Source organism: Gemmiger formicilis (assembly GCF_016900095.1).
GTDB lineage: Bacteria > Bacillota > Clostridia > Oscillospirales > Ruminococcaceae > Gemmiger > Gemmiger formicilis_A.
The window spans coordinates 26096-44343 of the sequence record NZ_JACJJP010000016.1 but is presented as its reverse complement, the minus strand read 5'-3'; the positions used below and the strand labels follow the sequence as shown (position 1 = coordinate 44343).

Genomic DNA, 18248 nt, shown 5'->3' with positions numbered 1-18248 from the left:
AAGCCTCCTTTACTCTTCTTTGAAGCCGAGCAGCAGGGTGAAGACCAATCCCAGAACGAAGGCAAGAGCCGCAAAGGCGCAGGCCAGGAAGAAATTGGTCATGGAATCGCCGCCGATGCAGTAGGCCAGGGTAAACACATTGAAGGAACCCATGGCGTAGGCGTGCACCTGGAACAGGCCGATGAAGAAACCGGACACCGCGGCGGCACCGCAGGCGGCGATCAGCGGACGGCGCAGGGGCAGCAGGCAGCCGTAGAGGGCGGGCTCGGTGGCGGCCAGCAGGGCTGTGACGCTGGAGGTAACGCCGGTGGATTTATTCTGGATCTTTTTGGCCTTGATGCCCACACCCAGAGCGGCACCGGCCATGGCAAAGTTGGCAGCCAGGGCACGGCAGAGTACAAAGGTCATGCCGCTTTCAGCCAGCTCATTGACCAGAATGGGGGTGAACAGGCTGTGCATGCCGAAGATGACGGTGATGGGATGGGCCGCGGCCAGAATGGCCATGGAGATGGGACCGAAGTTCATCAGGGCGGTGCAGATGCTGACAAGGATGGTGCCGCACAGCGCGCCCACCGGGCCAAAGACAAAGAGGATCAGCGGGGCCATGATGATGCTGCACAGCAGCGGCTTGAACATGTACACCAGATTTTTGGGCAGATGCTCGGCCAGGAAGTGGTCCAGCAGGGCAAAGACCGGGACCATCAGCAACACCGGCACGATGCTGCTGTCATATTTGATGTTGGGGATGGGCAGCCCGAACATGGACAGGGCTTCCTGATTGTTGAAGCAGGCAATCATGCCCAGGGACAGAAAGGCAGCCACATAGGAATCGGCATTCAGATAACGGGCACCGGCAAAAGCCATCCAGACCGGCAGATAGGTAAAGCCCACACTGGCCAGCGAGTTCCAGGCCTGGTAGGTGCCGCTTTCGGTGCTCAGACCCAAAAACTGCACCGCCAGCGCCAGCAGGGCATTGATCAGGCCGCAGGCCACAATAACCGGGATGGCCGGTGCCACGCTGGCCTGGACAAACCCCATGACCCGATCCAGCGGTTTTTTCTTTTCCGCGGTTTTTTCCGTAGCCTGGGAAGGGGCGTTCCCTTCAAGCTCCCCCAGAATCTGTTTGACCGCGTTGTACAGCTTTTCCACATCGTTGCCGATGACCAGCTGGTACTGCCCGCCCTGGTCCACGATGCTCAGAATCGCCGGATTGGCTTTCAGGTCCGCCTCGGCTACCTTGCCTTTGTCCCGCAGCACAAAGCGGAGCCGTGTGATGCAATGGGTATAGGTTTCGATATTTTCTTTGCCGCCCACTTTTTCTACCACAAACTGGGCAATCTCTGCATAATTCTTTGCCATGGAATGTTCCTCCGTTCCCGTGTTCTCCGATTGGAATACGATCCGGAGGCGGTTGCGGGTCAATTCGGCCCGCGCCACCTCAGGAAGCGCCCGCAGGGTGTCCAACTGAACGGCGTCACAGTCTTTCAAAGCCAGCATCATCCGGTTATCCCGGTAGTCACTGTTGCTGATGTTCCCGTTACCGCCCACCAGCGGTGTGATATCGGATAAAAACTGTTTGTAACCCATTCAATTTTCCTCCCGTTGCCAGGTCTCTGTATGATACACAAGACGGTGCGCGCTTCCGTTTGGTATGCCAAATGATGTGATATCAAAGTTTCCGATCCTGCACACGGTTGATGTGCAGCATCAGGTACAGGATTTCTTCCTGGTTGCATTTCCAGCCGTAGCTGGTGTGCAGATAATCGCCTACTTCGCAGGCACACGTATAAAGATCCGGATATTCTTTTGCCATATCGCGTAGAATATCGGCGTTTTTCTCCTCTGTCTGCGTGCCGGTTTCCAGTCGCTGAATCAGATATTGCAGATGGACGGCAAACCGGGAATAGTTGTAACTGGTATGGTCCAGACGGATCTGCAGCCGGGTCTCCACAATTTTGTCGATGTCGGCAATGATATCCAGCGTCCGCATCATATTGTCCAGGCCGCTGCTTTCCAGCTCGGCACTGACAAGATGCAGTGCAATACTGATGGACTCCGCTTCCGGCAGGCGGACACCCACCCGCTGTTCCACCAGATCCAGCGCCTGACGGCCCAGCTCACTCTCTTTGGGATAGAGATGGCGTACATCATACCCCAGGGGGGCCGCCAACTGAATACCTTTGCGCTGGCGTTCCATGGCAAAATTCAGATGGTCTGCCAACGTAAAAGGAAGATTGGGGTTCAATTCGCAATCCAACTGGAATTCCGCCTGCTCAGAAATTTCGGTGGCGGCCAGAATGATTTCAGGGGGAAGTTCCCCGGCGAGGCCAAAGTATTTGGGGTTGACATCGTAGTAGGTCCGATAAATCACCGAGAGATCTGTCAATTCATACGGTACCGGATGAAATCCCACACCACGCCCCAGAACCACCAATTCGCGGCCTCGCTTGTCCTGCGCAATGGCGGCATTGTTGTTGATTTTGCGAATGATCTTCAAGGAAAGCACTCCTTTTCACAAATCCATGGGGGATGTGTCTGAAAAAAATAAAAAAAATACCCTTCAAAAAGAACTGCCTGCAAACCAGAACAGAGATACCACGATCCCTGTGCGGATTCCTGCAAGCAGCGCCTCCCGAAGAGTAACGGCTTGTTTGTTTGTCTGGTATTATTCTAGCAAGCGCTTTTTTTCTTGTCTATACGCAGTATACACAAGTTTTCTTTTGGATTTTACGTAGAGTTGCACAAAAGAAGAGGATGCGCGGATAAAACTTGCCTGTTGTTTGGGGTGGAACGGCACTCCCGGCCGAAGAGGGAGGGGCGGAATGTTGAATCCGGAAAAGGGATATGCTATTCTGTATGCAAAAGCAACATCGGAGTGATTTTTGATGGAATTGCGGACACTGAGATATTTTTTAACGACAGCCGCAGAAGGAAATATTACCCGTGCCGCCGATGTTCTTCATGTTACGCAGCCCACCTTGAGCCGCCAGCTGGTGGATTTGGAGCGTGAGCTGGGCACCACCCTGGTACTGCGCGGGAAAAAAGGGCTTACCTTGACAGATGACGGCATGTACTTCCGCCAAAGAGCGGAAGAGATTGTGGAACTGGCGGATCGTCTGGAGCAGCAATTTGCAGAGAAAAGCGAATCAGTCAGTGGGATTATTACCATTGGCGCTACGGAGTCCATAGGAAGCAGAATGCTGTCAAAGCTCATTGCTTCCTTTGCACAGCGTTATCCCTTGGTACAGTTCCATATGTACAATGAAATGGCAGATAACGTGAAAGATAAGCTGGATAAAGGGCTGGCGGATATAGGCCTTCTTCTGGAGCCTGTGGACGTGCAAAAATATGAATATCTGCGTCTGTCACAGAAAGAAACGTGGGGGATTTTGCTGTGGAAGGATCATCCACTGGCCAATGAAAAATTCATTACACCGGAGCAGATCGCGTCTTACCCATTGATTCTGCCCTTGCGGGATAAAGTCAGGCAGGATGTCCTGAACTGGATTGGCAGGGAGGAGAAGGATCTCTATATTCCCTTGAGCTATACCCTTCTGTCCAACGCCGTGCTGTTGGTGGAAGAAGGATTGGGCTGTGCGTTCTGTCTGGATGGAGCGCTGGCTGTAAGAAGCAGCGCCAATCTGAAATTTATTCCTCTGCGCCCGGAAAAAACCACAAGGAGTGTCTTGGTCTGGAAGAAAAACCAGCTGTTCTCTCCGGCAACCTCCCTCTTTATTCAAGAAATCAATATGATGCGAGCACAGATGCGATAATGCGCAAGCATGGGTGGCGCCAAGCCTTTTAGGCTTGGCGCTATTTTTGTGCGGGCGAACATGAAATGCTTTGGAAACCCCATGCCTTTTACGAATGACTGATAATAAAAGATAGGTATTAGACATTTCATCGGTGCGATTTTATAATGCAAGTAAAGAAGCTCCCGGTATGGTACGCATGAACAGAAAAGAAACCAAAAGAAGATGAGGAACCATGAAGAAGGTCGCTGCAGCGATTCTTATGTTCACTTTTGTATGGGCGTTGACCGCATGTGAAGGCTCTCAAAATCCGGAAAAGCAGCAGGAACCCCCGGCATCGCAAGCGGTTTCGGACCAACGTGCGGACCAGATGCCGCAAGACACCGCCGAAGCGGAAGGAAAGGTGGAAACCACGGAAGGCTCAACAGAGGAAAAGGGAGAATCGAGTATTCTGGTGGCCTACTTTTCCTGGGCGGAAAATGCCATTCTGGAAGGGGAGGTGGACGCTGTGGCTTCCCCCAGTGTGCTGGTCCCCGGAAATGTACAGCAGCTGGCGGGATGGGTTCAGGAGGAAACCGGCGCAGATCTGTTTTCTATCCGTGTGACCGAGCCGTATCCCAATGATTGGGATGCCTGCCTGGAAAGAGCCAATGAGGAACGTGGAGATAATGCGCGGCCCGCACTGCAGGAACGGGTGGAAAATCTGGATCAGTATGACACGGTTTTTCTGGGCTACCCCAACTGGTGGTATGGCGTGCCCATGGCGCTGCTCTCGTTCCTGGAAGAAAACGATTTGTCCGGCAAGCAGGTCTACCTGTTCTGTTCCCATGGAACCGGCGGATTGGCCCGCAGTGTGGAGATCATCACGGAGGCTGTGCCGGGAGCCGTGATTTCCAATGCGATTTTCGATTGTTATGAGGAAGAGGCGTCCTCTTCGGAGGAGGCAATCAAAAACTGGGTGGCTGAGTTGGGGTACACACAACAGAGAAATTCCGTCGGTGAAAACCATGCAGCAGGGGCGCAGATTTCGGTCCGGTGGGGGGAAAACAGAGTCATCTATGCACTGAATGACAGCCCGGAGGCTCAATCCTTACTGGACCAGTTGCCGTTGACCATGGAAGTGGAGGACTACGGCGCCAACGAAAAGATTTTTTATCCGCCCAGGCCGCTGGATACCCAGGACACCCCGACGGCAGAAGGCGGTGCAGGAACCCTGGCCTACTATGCGCCGTGGGGCGATGTGGTGATGTTTTATGGAGAGTACAACACAAATCCGGCGCTCTATGAACTGGGACAGATCGTTTCTGGTGAGGAACTTGTGAGCCGGATGAGCGGAAGCCTCACAATTGATAGGATGGAGTAAAAAGGAGGAACTTTCTATGGCAAAGAAAACCTTGGTGGCATACTTTTCCGCCAGTGGTACGACGGCGGGAGTGGCCCGGTTGCTCGCAGAGGCGATTGATGCGGATCTGTATGAGATCAAACCTGCCGTTCCCTATACCGGAAAGGATCTGAACTGGCAGGACAAACAGTCCCGCAGCAGCGTGGAAATGAAAGATCCCGCCGCCCGTCCGGAACTGGCAGACCGAAAGGCCGACATGGCAGACTATTGAACCTGCGACCTCCGGGTTATGAGGGCCGGATTCCTTTGGGCAAGCACAAAACCGCTGTAATCGGCCTTTGATTCCCGCTGGTTTGCCGCTGATTGCGTCTGAAATGTAAAAATAGGGTGGACCCTATTTTACGCTTTGTAAAATCATTTGCACGGACAATGAACGGACAGCATCACAATACCCTATATGATTTGAGAACTCTTACGCGAAACCGCGAAAATAGCTTAGTAAGCATCCATTTGGTTTGGACAAGTGAATAATAAGGGGGAGTTTAAGTACTCGGGTATCAGCAGGGACGCCCCAGACAGGAACTGTTGGTTTCGGACCAAGGGGAAAAGTATAATCGGCTCAGTGTATTCGGCGGCAAGGATTACCTGTTCATGTATGATTACAGCTGTCGGCCGTTCGATATCACATTGTGGACATTGGAAGGCCGGCGGATACAAGCGTATTGGCTGAACCCGGCGGATAGTGTATGGCTGATGATATAAATGGACTAAGGAATGAGTGTATATATAAATATGGGAAAATAGGCTGGTTGACTAAATTGATGGAGGGAGTATTACTTAAATAGTGTAAAAAAATACCCACCCAAAAACCAAAAACTGTCCCATTTTGGACGCTGCCGGATTTTGCTATACTACAAACAGCAAAAGCCTTACGGACAAAAGGCTGCAAGAAAAAAGAAAGAAGGAAGAGTATCAATGATGTTGAAATCCAAGAAGCAACTGATGCGGATGGCGTCTTTGGCGATGGGAAGCGCCCTGTTGCTGAGCGTTTTCAGCGGTTGCGGCGCTCCTGCCGACACGGCAGGAACCGGCGAAAGTGCGGAGGGCACCTCCACCACTGCGCAGGAAGGGGAGAAGATCCCCATCACCTTCTGGACCACCCAGCGCCATGACCTGGAATTCATGGAAGAGAAGGTGGCAGAGTTCAACGCCACCAACACCATGAACATCGAGGTCACCTATGAGGCGATGACCGATAACTACGACAACAACCTGGAACTGGCCTTCCAGTCCAACCAGGCGCCGGACATTTTCCGCCCCAAAAGCGAGATTGTGCCCTATGTCAAGAAGGGGATGGCCATTCCCATTGACGAGTTCCTGACGGATGAAGACCGGGAACGCTACGGTGACACCCTGGGCATCCAGAACGTCAACGTGTATGATGGCCAGACCTATAGCATCCCCACCTACGGCAACAACTACCGTCTGATCTACAACAAGGACGTCTTCCGCAAAGCCGGGCTCGATCCTGAAAAGCCCCCCAAGACCATGGAAGAACTGCGAGAGTATGCGCGCATTATCACCGAAAACCTGAAGGACGAAGGCATCTACGGCTTCGCCATGAACATGAAGAACGCCTACAGCGCCATGTATCGTTCTGTGGACGAAGTGGCCCGTCTGTCGGATATGTTCTACTATGACTACGAAACCGGCACCTACGACTTCAGCGAATATGCCAAGGTCGTGCAGACCTTTGCCGACATCTACGCCGACGGTTCCTTCTTCCCCGGTGCGGAAAGCCTGGATATCGACCCGTTGCGTACCCAGTTTGCTCTGGGCAACATCGGCATGTATATGTCCGGCTACTGGGAAGTGGCTGTCTACGATTCTCAGTTCCCCACCGATCAGGAATGGGGCGCCTGCGTCCTGCCGACCTATGACGGCGTGGTAGACGGTGTCAACACCATGAACTCCGCCGGACGCAGCTACTGCATCTCCAGCCAGTGCGAACATCCCGAAGCCGCCTGGGAATTCATCAAGTTCATCACCAGCGATGAATTCATGTCCGAATACCAGGAGAAGGGCTACGGCCTGATCGTGGTTCCTTCCGTGGCGGAGAAGGCCGGTACCTGCGAAGTGTACGGTTCCGAGTTCTTCAACCTGGTAGATACCGATACTATCCAGCCTCTCGCGCCGGAAATGGCCGGTCTGGAAATCGAGGGCAAGAGCTTCTACGACGAATTCGGTGCGGTCATTATGGGGCAAGCCTCCATGGATGGCCTGGTCGAAGCGATGAATGAAAAATACAACACCGCGTTGACTGCCGCTGTGGAATCCGGCAGCATGGCACCGATTACGAAGTAAGCGGATCTTTCGTGTGGGCCTGTGTTTCGTCCCTTCCTGTATCCATGTAAAGGGTCGCGGCACAGGCCTATTTTGTTGGAAATGAGGTCTGAACCGTTATGAATACCAAATCCTTGAAGTCAAGAATCCGGCAGAATCGTACGGTATATGCGATGCTGCTGCCGGGCTTTATTTTCCTGGTCCTGTTTGCAATCTATCCCATCGTGTGGATCCTGCGGATGATGTTTTATCAGTACACCTCCTTCGGTGATTTCAACTTCACCGGCCTGAAAAACTTCTCCACCCTGATTCATGACGAAATGTTCTGGAACGCGCTGAAAAACACCCTGGTGTATGCGTTCTTCAAACTGATCATCACCATCCCGCTGTCCTTCGTGCTAGCCTACTTCGTCAACATGAAGCTGCGCGGCCGTATGATCTACCGTTCTATCTATTTCATGCCCACCATCATCAGCGTGTCCATCATGAGCACGGTGTTCTACCTGATCTTCAACCCGTACAACGGCTCTGTGAACCAGCTGCTCATGACTCTGGGCATTGTGGATGAACCCATCAACTGGTTTGGCAACCAGTTCGCCATGGTCACGGTTCTGCTCATTGCCGTGTGGGGCGCTTTGGGTAACTACATGACCTATTTCCTATCCGGCCTGGCCACTATTCCCACCGATATCTACGAAAGTGCGGAACTGGACGGTGCCACCGGCTGGAAGCGTCTGTGGCACATTACCATTCCCATGATGGCGCCCATCACCCAGACGGTGATTATGCTGGCATTGATCCAGGCCTTCAAGGATTACGAGAACATCATGGTTCTGACCGGCGGCGGTCCCAACAACTGCACCGAGACCCTCTACCTGTACATCTATCGCTTGATGTTCCCCATGGGCGACAGCTACGGCAACGTGGTCCTGAACTACGGGTACGGCGCTACCGTTGCGTTTGCCACGGCCATCATCGTGGGGATCATCACCATGCTGTACCTGCGCTGGTCCCGCAAAATGGACGAAACTTTCTAAGGAGGCAAGAACATGGGAATCAAAGCGAGAACCCGGTTGACGCACGGCCTTTTGTATGTGTTTCTCACAATCTTCGCCGTGGTGATCCTGTACCCGGTGGTATATGTGCTTTGCGGCAGCTTGAAAACCAACCTGCAGCTGATGGGCGGCGGCAGCCTGCTGCCCACCACCTGGGAATTCGGCAACTTTATCGAAGTATGGGAAAAGGCAAACTTTGCCCAGTACACCTTCAACAGTGTTTTTATCGCCGCCTTCTCCACAGCCGGCGCGGTGATCCTTTCTTCCATGACCGCGTTCTGTCTGGCGCGCTGTGATTTTCCCGGTCGGAAAATCCTGAAAAACCTGTACATGATGACGATGTTCATTGCGCTGGGTGCGGTTACCCTCCGTCCTTTGTACACCTTGGCAGTGCAGACGGGCCTGCAGAACTCCCTGTGGCCCATCATCCTCATCACTATCGGTGCCCAGGGCAACAATGTGTTCCTGGTCACCAAGTTTGTCTCCGGCCTGCCGAAAGAGCTGGATGAAGCAGCCATTCTGGACGGCTGCGGTCCGTTCCGGCTGTACTACATGGTGCTTTTGCCTCTGCTTAAGCCGATTCTGGCAACGGTGGCCCTGTTCCAGTTCCGTATTGCTTGGAACGACTACATTACCTCCTCGGTCTTTACTATGACCAGACCTGAGCTGAGACCTTTGACGGTGGGCGTTGTGCAGCTGAAGTACGGTGCTTCGGCGGCCGCGGAATACCACCTGATGATGGCCGGCGCAGCCATTTCCATTATCCCCATGCTGCTGGTGTATCTGTTGTGCAACCGCTATTTTGTGGAAGGAACGACCTCCGGCTCCGTGAAGGGCTGATGGCAGACCAGCGGCCCGCTTGCCCGGCGGGCCGCTTTTGAATAAGGAGAACATTTTTATGAAGAGCAAGAATACCTTTGTGTGCGGGCTGATCCGGCGCATGACGCTGGACCAGAAGATTGGCGCCCTGCTGACCCTTGGTTTTGCGGGAACGGTGGCGCGTCCCCATATTTACGAGTTTATCGAAAAGTATCACTGCGGCGGGCTGCGTCTTTCCTGCGATATGCGGGCGTTCGGCAGCTATGTGGATCCCAAGAGCAACAAGACGGTGGTCAGCGTGGAGCGTTCTACAGGCGTGAAATACAAATCGGCGGCGCCGGTGCCTACGGCTTCCCAGTATAAAGCGGTCTTGGATGACCTGCAGGCCGCTGCCCGCCGCCGCCCGCTGGGGCTTCCGCTGCATTTCTCCTATGACCAGGAGGGCGGTTCCAGCGCTGACTTCTGCTTCGGCGGGGTCAATATTTTCCCCAAACCCATGGGGCTGACGGCAACGGGGGACCCCCATCTGGCTTACGAAGTAGCCCAGGCCGTGGCCCGGCAGAGCCGCGCGGTGGGATTCAACTGGGTCCATTCGCCGGTGTTGGATGTGTGCAGCGAACCCAAAAACCCGGAAATTTATACCCGCTCCTATTCGGATGATGCGGAAGTGGTGGCACAGTATGCCGCGGAAAGCTGCCGCGGCTTCCGGGACGGTCGGATGATCGCCACTGGTAAGCATTTTCCCGGGCGCGGCCATTCGGATGTGGACGCCCATTTCCAGGTGCCGGTCATTGATGTGGACCGCCAGACGCTGCTGGAACGGGAACTGCTGCCGTATAAGGAACTGATTCGCCTGGGACTGCTGCCTTCTGTCATGATTGCACACAGTATCTTCCCGGCCATTGACCCGGACAACATTGCCACCGTGTCCCGCAAGGTCATCACCGGACTGCTGCGGGAGGAACTGGGATTTGAAGGCGTGATTACCACCGACAGCATGACCATGGGTGCCATCGCTACTCGCTACGGGGTGGCCAATGCCTGTGCCCTGGCTCTGGAAGCGGGTGCCGACCTGGTGCTGATGAAGGCGGAAAACGAACTGGTGGGCCAGACGGTGGAGGCCATCCGCTCCTTTGTGGAACAGGGCCGCATCTCCGGGGAAGAACTGGACCGCAAGGTGTACCGAGTTCTGAACCTGAAATATGAATACGGCCTGTTCTATGATGCCGAGGACCACAACATTGCGCCGGAAACGGTTCTGAATGACCCCGCCATCCGCACTCTAGCCAAAACGGTGGCTCGGCGGTCGGTGTTAGTGGCGCGTAGCCGGGAAGGCGTGCTGCCACTGTCCGCGGACCGAAAGGTACTGGTCATTGAACAGAAGGTTAAGGAATACAACGATGCCGCCTGGCATTCCGGTATTCTATACGAGGACTGCCTGCGGTACAGCACCCGCGTAGAATATCTGGAAACCGCCTATACCTATGATGAGCAGGACAAGCAGAGAATCATGGCGGCTGTGGATGGGGCGGATGTGATCGTGGCTACCAGTTACTTTCTGCGCGGAACCCTGTCCAACCGGGATTTTTTGGCGGAGATGATCGGAAAAACCAACAAAAAGGTAATCATCGTAAGCAACACGCCCTTTGAAGAAATCTCCGTTCCCTACAATGCAGAAAACGTTGTGGTTACTTTTGCCACGTCACCGGAAAATATCGCAGTTACGGCCGGGGTGTTGTACGGTCGGATCACGCCGGAAGGGAGGATGCCCGTTGCAAACGGATGTGTGCGCGCTGCTGAAGAGCTGGTGTGATGCGCTGCTGCAATACCAGATCAAGAATACCGGAGACCCGCAGCTGGATGGCGCCTTGCTGTGCCCCGCATGTCAGACCATCCATGGCCGCTGCGGCGAATTGGTCTATCCGCTGATGACCCTGTGCGACCGCCTGGGACGGCAAGAATACTTGGATGCGGCCAGAAAATTGTTTGACTGGAGCGGGAGCCTATTCTGTTCTGACGGCGCTATGCTCAATGATGGTCAAAGTATGTGGAAGGGAATCACCGTTTTTGCGGCGGTATCCCTCTGCGATGCGCTGCGTCGGCACGGGCATCTTCTCACGGCAGAGGAAAAACAGCGATGGGAACAGCGGCTGCGGGCCCACGGCGATTGGATCCTGACTCATATCGACGAACACTTTGACAGCAATATCAACTACAACGCCGCAGCCGCCGGAAGTCTGGCTCTGTTGGGGAACTATTTTCACTGCGAAGCATACCTGGAACATGCGGACCGCATGGCCCGCTACGCGGTGACCCACGTTGAAGCGGACGGCTTATTTTACGGTGAGGGCAAACCCATCGAAAGCCTGACCGCCAAGGGGTGTCGGCCGGTGGACATTGGCTACAATGTGGAGGAAAGCCTGCCTCTTCTGTTGCTGTACGCCCGCCAGCGCGGCAATGAGGATGTTTACCGCTGGATAAAAAAGACTTTGAAAGACCATCTGGAGTTTATGCTTCCCGACGGCGGATGGGACAACAGCTTCGGCACGCGCAACTTCAAGTGGACCTACTGGGGAAGCCGCACGTCGGAAGGCTGCATCGCGCCCTATGCCCATTTCGGCAAGACGGACCCACAGTGTGCGGCAGCTGCTGCGCGCAATCTGGAACTGATGTGCCGCTGCAGCCGGGACGGCCTGCTTGCCGGTGGACCCGACTACCCCAAGGTGGGAGCCCGGGCCTGCCTCCACCACAGCTTTTCCCACGCGCGGGTGCTGGCGGAACTGCTGGACGAGGACCTGATCCCGCAGGGGGATGCACCTCTGCCCTGTGAGGCGGCTCCCGCCCTGAAATACTATCCCACCATCGACACCTGGCGCGTCCATCTGGGCGACTGGTATGCCGATGTGACCGCTTACGATTTTACCTACCACCTGGGCGGACATGCATCCGGTGGAACACTCTCTCTTCTCTGGCACAAAAAGAACGGCCTGATGATCGCATCAAGCATGACCCGCTACTCGCTGTATGAAGCCCATAACATGCAGCAGCTCACGGACCGGGAACTGCAGAAAAGCCTGACCCCGCGGGTGGAGTGCCGCCGGGCAGGGGAGTTGTGGGCTAGCTGCTGGGACAACACCGCTGTGATTCGGGCTGTTTCGGAAGAAGGCGGCGTTTATCTGGAAGCCCGGGGGACTTTGTCCCGTATACAGGGAGATGCCATGGCGGAGCAGGGGGAATACCGATTGGGGTATCGCTTCCGGCCGGAATGCCTGGAAATCGAGGTATGGACCTCCTGTCCGGACTGCTGTTTCCTATTGCCCATGGCAGGGGGCGCGGCGGAACCCGCATCACCCGAGAAAGCGGTATGCTTCTCGCCGGCCGGCGGTCTTCTGGCGCAGGAACACCGCTGGAAACTGAGCGCCGGAACCGCCTTCACGGTCCGGATTACTCCCTGACACTTGCTTGTACGGATGATTCAAAGCGGCTATAATCGAAATTGGAAGAGAAAAATAATGTCGCTTTGAAGGAGGACCTCTCTTGAAACGCTGGTTTATGAAAGCGAGCCTGGCGCAGAAGATCCTGTGCATCCCTCTGGTAACGGTGCTGTTGATGGGCCTGGGGCTGATGACGGCGGGAACCGTAGCCGTGCAGAACAGCTATGAGAACAAGGTCAGTCAGATCATCGAACAGACAGTGACCGAAACCTCCCGCTATGTCAGCGCGGAACTGCGGAATCTGGTGGCGCTGGTGCATTTCAGCCTGCTGGACCAGAGCTTGCAGGCGGCGCTGCTCACGGATCTGGACGGGGACTTGGCCAAATATATCCAGGCTCAGGATGTGATCATCTCCATGCTGGCGTCCCTCAAATCCCAGAGCACTTATATTGAGTCGGTGGCATTGACGGTTCAGGGCAAGGTCTTTACAGATGACCTGCACGAAGTCAGCTACGACATGACCCCCTTGCTGCAGGCCGCGCAGGAAAGCCAGCTGGCCTACTGGACGGACACCGCCATCACCAACGAAAGTACCGGCAAAACGGTCCTGCCCATGGTCATGCGTGTGCCCACCGGCAGCTTTTCCGAAACCCGGGAAGCTTATATCCTGGTCAATCTGGATGCCCAGGAACTGTTTGGGCATATCCATCGGCTGGAACAATCCTTGGGGTGTGCCCTGGTGCTGCACAGTGGAGATAATGTGCTGTACGGCGATGAACAGTTTCCCCAGGCTTTCGATGACACGGCCTATGTGGTGAACGATACTGAACTGGAAATCAGCGGGTGGAGTTTATGTTGCGTGATGGAGCGCAGCCGTCTGTATGCCAGCAGAAACGAGTCGCTGGCCAATATGTTGGTGGCGTCGGCGGCAATTTCGGTGGTGTGCCTGCTTCTGTCCTACTTTGTGGCTCAGAGCATTCTGCGCCCACTGCGGAGCTTGACCCTGACCACCGAGAGGGTGGCCAGGGGAGATTATTCAGCCCGTACCGGCGTGACGGGGGCGGATGAACTGGGCCTGTTGGGCCGTACCCTCAACGATATGACCAGACAGATTCAGCAGAATATTGCCGCGCTGGAAGAAAAGAACCGGCAGATATCCTTAAGCGAGCAGAAAAAGCGTCTGGCGGAAATGAAGGTACTGCAGGCGCAGATTAACCCACACTTCCTCTATAACACCTTGGATTCGGTATACTGGTACGCGTTGTCCGGACGCCAAAGAGATATCGGCATGATTGTAGAGAAGTTATCCGATATGCTTCGCATCGGCCTTTCCAAAGGCTCGGAATACATTCCTTTGTCCCAGGAACTGCGCCACGTGCAGGACTATCTGGGCATCCAGAAGATTATTTTCAGCGATAAGTTTGACTATGAGATTCGGTGCAATGTGCCGGACGAGTATCTGGTGGTCAAAGTTCTGCTGCAGCCTTTGGTAGAAAACAGTATCAACCACGGCTTCGAGAATATGGAGCGGGGGGGTATGATCTGGATCAGTGTGGATGCGGACGAGCATTATCTTCATTTGAAGGTGGCGGATAACGGCTGCGGTTTTGCATTGTCGGAATCGCAGCAAGGGCGCAGCCCGTATGCTGGTTTTGCACTTAAAAATATTGAAGAGCGCCTGTCCGCTCACTATGGCCTGGCGGCGGAGCTGCTGATACAGAGCGAAGCATACCAGAAGACGGAAATCGAAATCCGGATTCGAAAAGAGCTGTGCGGGATGAAACCGGGAAATGAGGCAATGAAATGATGGATGTGGTTTTGGTCGACGATAAAAAGGACATTGTCCGGGGAATTGCTGCGGCGGTGGACTGGAAGGCACGAGATGTTCAGATGCACGGATTTTTCAACGGTGCCGATGCGTTAGCTTATTGCCTGGACAATAAGCCGGATCTGGTAATAACGGACATTCGTATGCCTTTTATGACGGGATTGGAATTGATGGCCGCTCTGAAAGAGCACGGCGTGGAAACCCGGGTGGTTCTGCTGACCGGGTACGAGGACTTTGCCTATGCCAGGGAAGCACTGCGTCTGGGGGCAGTGGAGTATCTGACCAAGCCTGTCCGGGTGGAAGCTATTCAGGAACTGATCGACCGCGAATACAAAATTTCGGTGCAGCACCGCCGAGATAAGGATGCTCAGATGGAGGAGTGGCGTCGGTACCAGCGCAGCTTGCCCGCTCTTAGGAGGCAGTGGCTGGAAAGCCTGGCCCAAGGAAAAATGCTGAAGCAGGAATCCCTGTGCACCCAACTGGCGGAACTGGGCTTTGACCTGAAACCGAACCACCTTCTGTTTGTGGTAGTGTCTCTGACGGAGGATGGGGATGAAGTTCCCGCGTCCGATGAGCAGGAACTCATGCGCTATGCCGTGTCCAACATCGGTCTGGAATTGATCCGGGCTTCCTTCCCCTGCGAATGCGTGGACTTGGGCAAAGACCGGCTGGCATTTCTTTTGAACTACCCCGGGCAAAGCACCCGGGCGGAGGTCAACAGACAAGTGGAGGCGGTGATCGCCTCCCTGGCAGACAAGTGCAGCGAGATCTTGCATATTTCCTTGGCCGGAGGTATCGGTAGCTGTGCCGCCGATGCAGGAGAACTGCGTACAAGTTGGGAAGATGCGGTGCGGGCTATGGAACGCAACTTCTTTATGGACAAGCCGACTGTTTTTTCCGTTTGCTGGCTGCCAGGTGAAACCGTGGGCTGGGAACAGAAGTATCCCTACAACCTGCAGGATGAAGCAATCCAGCTGCTCCGCCGCCGGGAATTGAATCAAGCCCGCCGAGTGCTGGAAGAACTGTTTGACCGGCTGATGGGCATGACCGAGGCCCCCTCCGTCGGGCTGCGGGAACACCTGTTGTCCTTTTTGTTGCGCCTGTTCCATGAATGTGACTTGGACCAGTATCTGCATGTGGCCAGTGCGCTGGACCAGTTCCGTAGCAAACGAAACATTCCGGCGCTGCGGGAATGGTTTGACAGTCTGACAGCCTATCTGAAGGACCAGATGGACGAAAATGCATCCCAGATCGCGGCGGGGGTGTACAAGGTTAAGCGATATATTGACCAGAACTATGCCGAAAATATCAACCTGAAAAACATGGCCGCGCTGGCCTTTGTCAGCCCCGCATATCTTTCCATCTCCTTCAAGGAGGTGTTGGGGGTCAATTTTAACGAGTATCTCACCACCGTACGGATGGAACGGGCCAAGGAACTTTTGTCCGGCGGCAATATCCGGGTGTACGAAGTGTGCGAACTGGTGGGGTATCACGACAAAAAGTATTTTTCCGAACTGTTCAAAAAACATGTGGGAGTGTATCCCAAAGACTGGAAAGAAGGTACAACGTGAATATCTATGACGATTCGCTGATGGAAGTGCTGGACCGAAAGCTCCGTGCCGAAATGGAGCGCAACGCCGATAAAATCCCCTATATTGCCCATGACGGCCGGTACGAAACCGATATGCGGCAGAAAAATCTTTCCTGGTGGACTAACGGCTTCTGGGCGGGGATGTTGTGGCAGATGTATCATGCCACGCATGACCCACTCTACCGCCGGGTGGCGGAAAAGACCGAGGGCTGGCTGGACGAAGCGATGGAAAACTTCCTGGGTCTGCACCACGATGTGGGATTTATGTGGCGGCTTTCCGCCGTGGCAGATTATAGCCTGACTGGCAACGAGAAAAGCCGGGTGCGGGCCCTTCATGCGGCCACGCTGCTGGCTGGCCGTTTCAACCTGAACGGGCAGTACATCCGGGCCTGGAACCTGGACAAGCCCGGTTGGATGATCGTGGATTGTCTGATGAATCTGAGCCTGCTGTACTGGGCCAGTGAGGAAACTGGAGATCCCCGTTTCGGGCAGATCGCCCGGGCCCATGCGGATACGGCGCTGCGCGTGCTGGCGCGGCCGGACGGCAGCACCAACCACATAGCGGTACTGGACCCGGATTCGGGAGAGCTGCTTTCCTGCCCGGCGGGGCAGGGATATAGCGAGGGCTCTTCCTGGAGCCGCGGCCAGGCTTGGGCCGTGTACGGCTATGCTATCTCGGCGGCCCATACTGGAGAACAGCGGTACCTAGATGCTGCCCGCCGCGCTGCCAACTACTTTATCGCCAACGTGGCCGAGGATGGCTGGGTATCCCGGGTGGATTTCCGTTCGCCGCAGACGCCAGTGTATCTGGATACCACCGCTACGGCCTGCACGGTCTGCGGATTGCTGGCGCTGGAAGAGCTGGTGACGGCAGAGGAGCGCCCCCTGTACCGCCGGGCGGCGGAAAAGATGCTGCAGGCTCTCTTGGACGGCCACTGCGATTGGGACCCTGTCCGCGACGGTATTCTGCAGAATGGCACCGCAGCCTACGGTCATGAAGACACCCACGTGCCTATCATCTATGGTGACTATTTCCTGGTGGAATCGTTGCTGTGGCTGCGCCAGAAGGCATTCCGGGCTTGGTAAGGAGGAACGGAGATGAAAAAACTTCTCTGCATAGACTCCGACGGTTGCGCCATTGATTCCATGAATACCAAGCACCGCTTGTGCTTTGGCCCGGCTCTGCATGAGGTGTGGAAATTTGCTATACCCGATGCGGAAGTGCAGCGCCGATGGGAAAAAATCAATCTTTTCTCCGCGCAAAGGGGTATCAACCGTTTTGCGGGTGTGGCTGCTATTCTGCAGCAGATTGAGAGCAGTGTGCCTTCGCAGCAGGTGCAAGAATTTGTTCACTGGACCACCCGGGCAGAGGAACTTTCCAACAGCGCGGTGGAAAAATGTGTGAGGGACGGTGCACCTCTTGTATTCCGCCAGGCGCTGGAATGGTCCCAGCGTGTGAACGAAAAAATCAGTGCGCTGCCTCTAGCTCAGCCTTTTGCCAATGTTGCGGATTGCTTGGCTTCTGCAGCCGATTTTGCCGATATAGTGGTCGTTTCCTCCGCTAATCGGGACGCTATTTTGCAGGAATGGAAAGCCGGTGGACTGGACGGCTATGTAAGGCGGTATTATTCTCAGAATGACGGCAGTAAAACTCAGTGCATTGCCTGCGCAAAAGCAGAAGGCTATGGCGACGGGGATGTCCTGATGATTGGGGATGCCCCCGGTGACTGGAAAGCTGCTCAGAGCAATGGTGTTTGGTTCTATCCTATTCTGGCTGGCAAAGAAGCACAGTCCTGGATGCAGCTGGGCAAGCATGAACTTGCGGATTTCTTACAAGAGCATTGGACAATACAACAGCAAAGAATCTTGCTGAATGGTATGATGTCCAATTTAGAGTAATAGATGGCTGAGTACTAGAAGGCGAACCAAGAAGCTTTGGTAGCGTGAAAGTGCACGCGAATAAGAATGCCTACTTGGTAGAGTAACTGAGACTTAAGTAGTAGGTCCTGATGGTCTCGTCCCCGATGGTGCGTAAATAATACTGCAACATTGGATTCTGGGTCACTAAGGAAGTATTTTAGAAA

At 54.7% G+C, this 18248-nt stretch carries 14 protein-coding genes and 1 pseudogene; 13 read left to right on the top strand and 2 right to left on the bottom strand.

What is annotated here, in order from left to right:
- Positions 1–9 precede the first annotated feature (9 nt).
- Both H6B15_RS09030 and H6B15_RS09025 read right to left on the bottom strand, forming a co-directional pair.
- Positions 10–1587 (bottom strand): PTS transporter subunit EIIC, encoded by a 1578-nt coding sequence (locus H6B15_RS09030; protein ID WP_204647661.1) that lies wholly within the window; start codon positions 1585–1587, stop codon positions 10–12.
- An 82-nt stretch (positions 1588–1669) separates the two neighbouring features.
- Complete coding sequence (locus H6B15_RS09025; RefSeq protein WP_204647660.1) at positions 1670–2497, bottom strand: PRD domain-containing protein; 828 nt, start codon at positions 2495–2497, stop codon at positions 1670–1672.
- A 388-nt stretch (positions 2498–2885) separates the two neighbouring features.
- Here H6B15_RS09025 and H6B15_RS09020 point away from each other — a divergent pair, with 388 nt between their 5' ends.
- The 13 genes and pseudogenes from H6B15_RS09020 (at position 2886) to H6B15_RS08960 (ending at position 18063) form a co-directional block, all read left to right on the top strand.
- Complete coding sequence (locus H6B15_RS09020) at positions 2886–3773, top strand: LysR family transcriptional regulator (RefSeq protein WP_204647659.1); 888 nt, start codon at positions 2886–2888, stop codon at positions 3771–3773.
- A 214-nt stretch (positions 3774–3987) separates the two neighbouring features.
- Positions 3988–5115, top strand: coding sequence for a cyclophilin-like fold protein (locus H6B15_RS09015; RefSeq protein WP_204647658.1), 1128 nt, complete (start codon positions 3988–3990; stop codon positions 5113–5115).
- Positions 5116–5131: 16 nt separating this feature from the next.
- Positions 5132–5362 (top strand): annotated as a pseudogene (locus tag H6B15_RS09010) (flavodoxin); the annotation flags it as partial.
- 314 nt (positions 5363–5676) lie between these two features.
- The gene (locus tag H6B15_RS15860; protein ID WP_430661838.1) at positions 5677–5856 is read left to right on the top strand and encodes a putative collagen-binding domain-containing protein; all 180 of its coding nucleotides are present in this window, start codon (positions 5677–5679) and stop codon (positions 5854–5856) included.
- Between the two features lie 213 nt (positions 5857–6069).
- The gene (locus H6B15_RS09000) at positions 6070–7458 is read left to right on the top strand and encodes an ABC transporter substrate-binding protein (protein WP_204647655.1); all 1389 of its coding nucleotides are present in this window, start codon (positions 6070–6072) and stop codon (positions 7456–7458) included.
- Positions 7459–7556: 98 nt separating this feature from the next.
- Complete coding sequence (locus tag H6B15_RS08995) at positions 7557–8474, top strand: carbohydrate ABC transporter permease (RefSeq protein ID WP_204647654.1); 918 nt, start codon at positions 7557–7559, stop codon at positions 8472–8474.
- Between the two features lie 12 nt (positions 8475–8486).
- Positions 8487–9332, top strand: a complete 846-nt coding sequence (locus H6B15_RS08990) for a carbohydrate ABC transporter permease (protein ID WP_204647653.1) — start codon at positions 8487–8489, stop codon at positions 9330–9332.
- A gap of 58 nt (positions 9333–9390) precedes the next feature.
- Positions 9391–11124 (top strand): glycoside hydrolase family 3 protein, encoded by a 1734-nt coding sequence (locus H6B15_RS08985; protein WP_204647652.1) that lies wholly within the window; start codon positions 9391–9393, stop codon positions 11122–11124.
- A complete protein-coding gene (locus H6B15_RS08980) occupies positions 11084–12766 on the top strand; it encodes a hypothetical protein (RefSeq protein ID WP_204647651.1) in 1683 nt (560 codons plus the stop codon). Before H6B15_RS08985 ends, H6B15_RS08980 begins: the two co-directional genes overlap by 41 nt.
- Before the next feature lie 82 nt (positions 12767–12848).
- A complete protein-coding gene (locus tag H6B15_RS08975) occupies positions 12849–14552 on the top strand; it encodes a sensor histidine kinase (RefSeq protein WP_204647650.1) in 1704 nt (567 codons plus the stop codon).
- Positions 14549–16144, top strand: coding sequence for a response regulator (locus H6B15_RS08970; protein ID WP_204647649.1), 1596 nt, complete (start codon positions 14549–14551; stop codon positions 16142–16144). The genes H6B15_RS08975 and H6B15_RS08970 overlap by 4 nt, the downstream gene beginning before the upstream one ends.
- Positions 16141–17250: a glycoside hydrolase family 88 protein gene (locus H6B15_RS08965; protein WP_345941965.1), complete on the top strand. Its 1110-nt coding sequence runs from the start codon at positions 16141–16143 to the stop codon at positions 17248–17250. The genes H6B15_RS08970 and H6B15_RS08965 overlap by 4 nt, the downstream gene beginning before the upstream one ends.
- A 12-nt stretch (positions 17251–17262) precedes the next feature.
- Positions 17263–18063 (top strand): HAD family hydrolase, encoded by an 801-nt coding sequence (locus H6B15_RS08960; protein ID WP_204647648.1) that lies wholly within the window; start codon positions 17263–17265, stop codon positions 18061–18063.
- The last annotated feature ends 185 nt before the right edge of the window (positions 18064–18248 follow it).

Bases quoted from the DNA above. Each gene is read 5' to 3' on its own strand.
- H6B15_RS09030 (WP_204647661.1), bottom strand. From the start codon at position 1,587: ATGGGTTACAAACAGTTTTTATCCGATATCACACCGCTGGTGGGCGGT.
- H6B15_RS08990 (WP_204647653.1), top strand. From the start codon at position 8,487: ATGGGAATCAAAGCGAGAACCCGGTTGACGCACGGCCTTTTGTATGTG.
- H6B15_RS08995 (WP_204647654.1), top strand. From the start codon at position 7,557: ATGAATACCAAATCCTTGAAGTCAAGAATCCGGCAGAATCGTACGGTA.
- H6B15_RS08985 (WP_204647652.1), top strand. From the start codon at position 9,391: ATGAAGAGCAAGAATACCTTTGTGTGCGGGCTGATCCGGCGCATGACG.
- H6B15_RS09020 (WP_204647659.1), top strand. From the start codon at position 2,886: ATGGAATTGCGGACACTGAGATATTTTTTAACGACAGCCGCAGAAGGA.
- H6B15_RS08960 (WP_204647648.1), top strand. From the start codon at position 17,263: ATGAAAAAACTTCTCTGCATAGACTCCGACGGTTGCGCCATTGATTCC.
- H6B15_RS09015 (WP_204647658.1), top strand. From the start codon at position 3,988: ATGAAGAAGGTCGCTGCAGCGATTCTTATGTTCACTTTTGTATGGGCG.
- H6B15_RS08970 (WP_204647649.1), top strand. From the start codon at position 14,549: ATGATGGATGTGGTTTTGGTCGACGATAAAAAGGACATTGTCCGGGGA.
- H6B15_RS09000 (WP_204647655.1), top strand. From the start codon at position 6,070: ATGATGTTGAAATCCAAGAAGCAACTGATGCGGATGGCGTCTTTGGCG.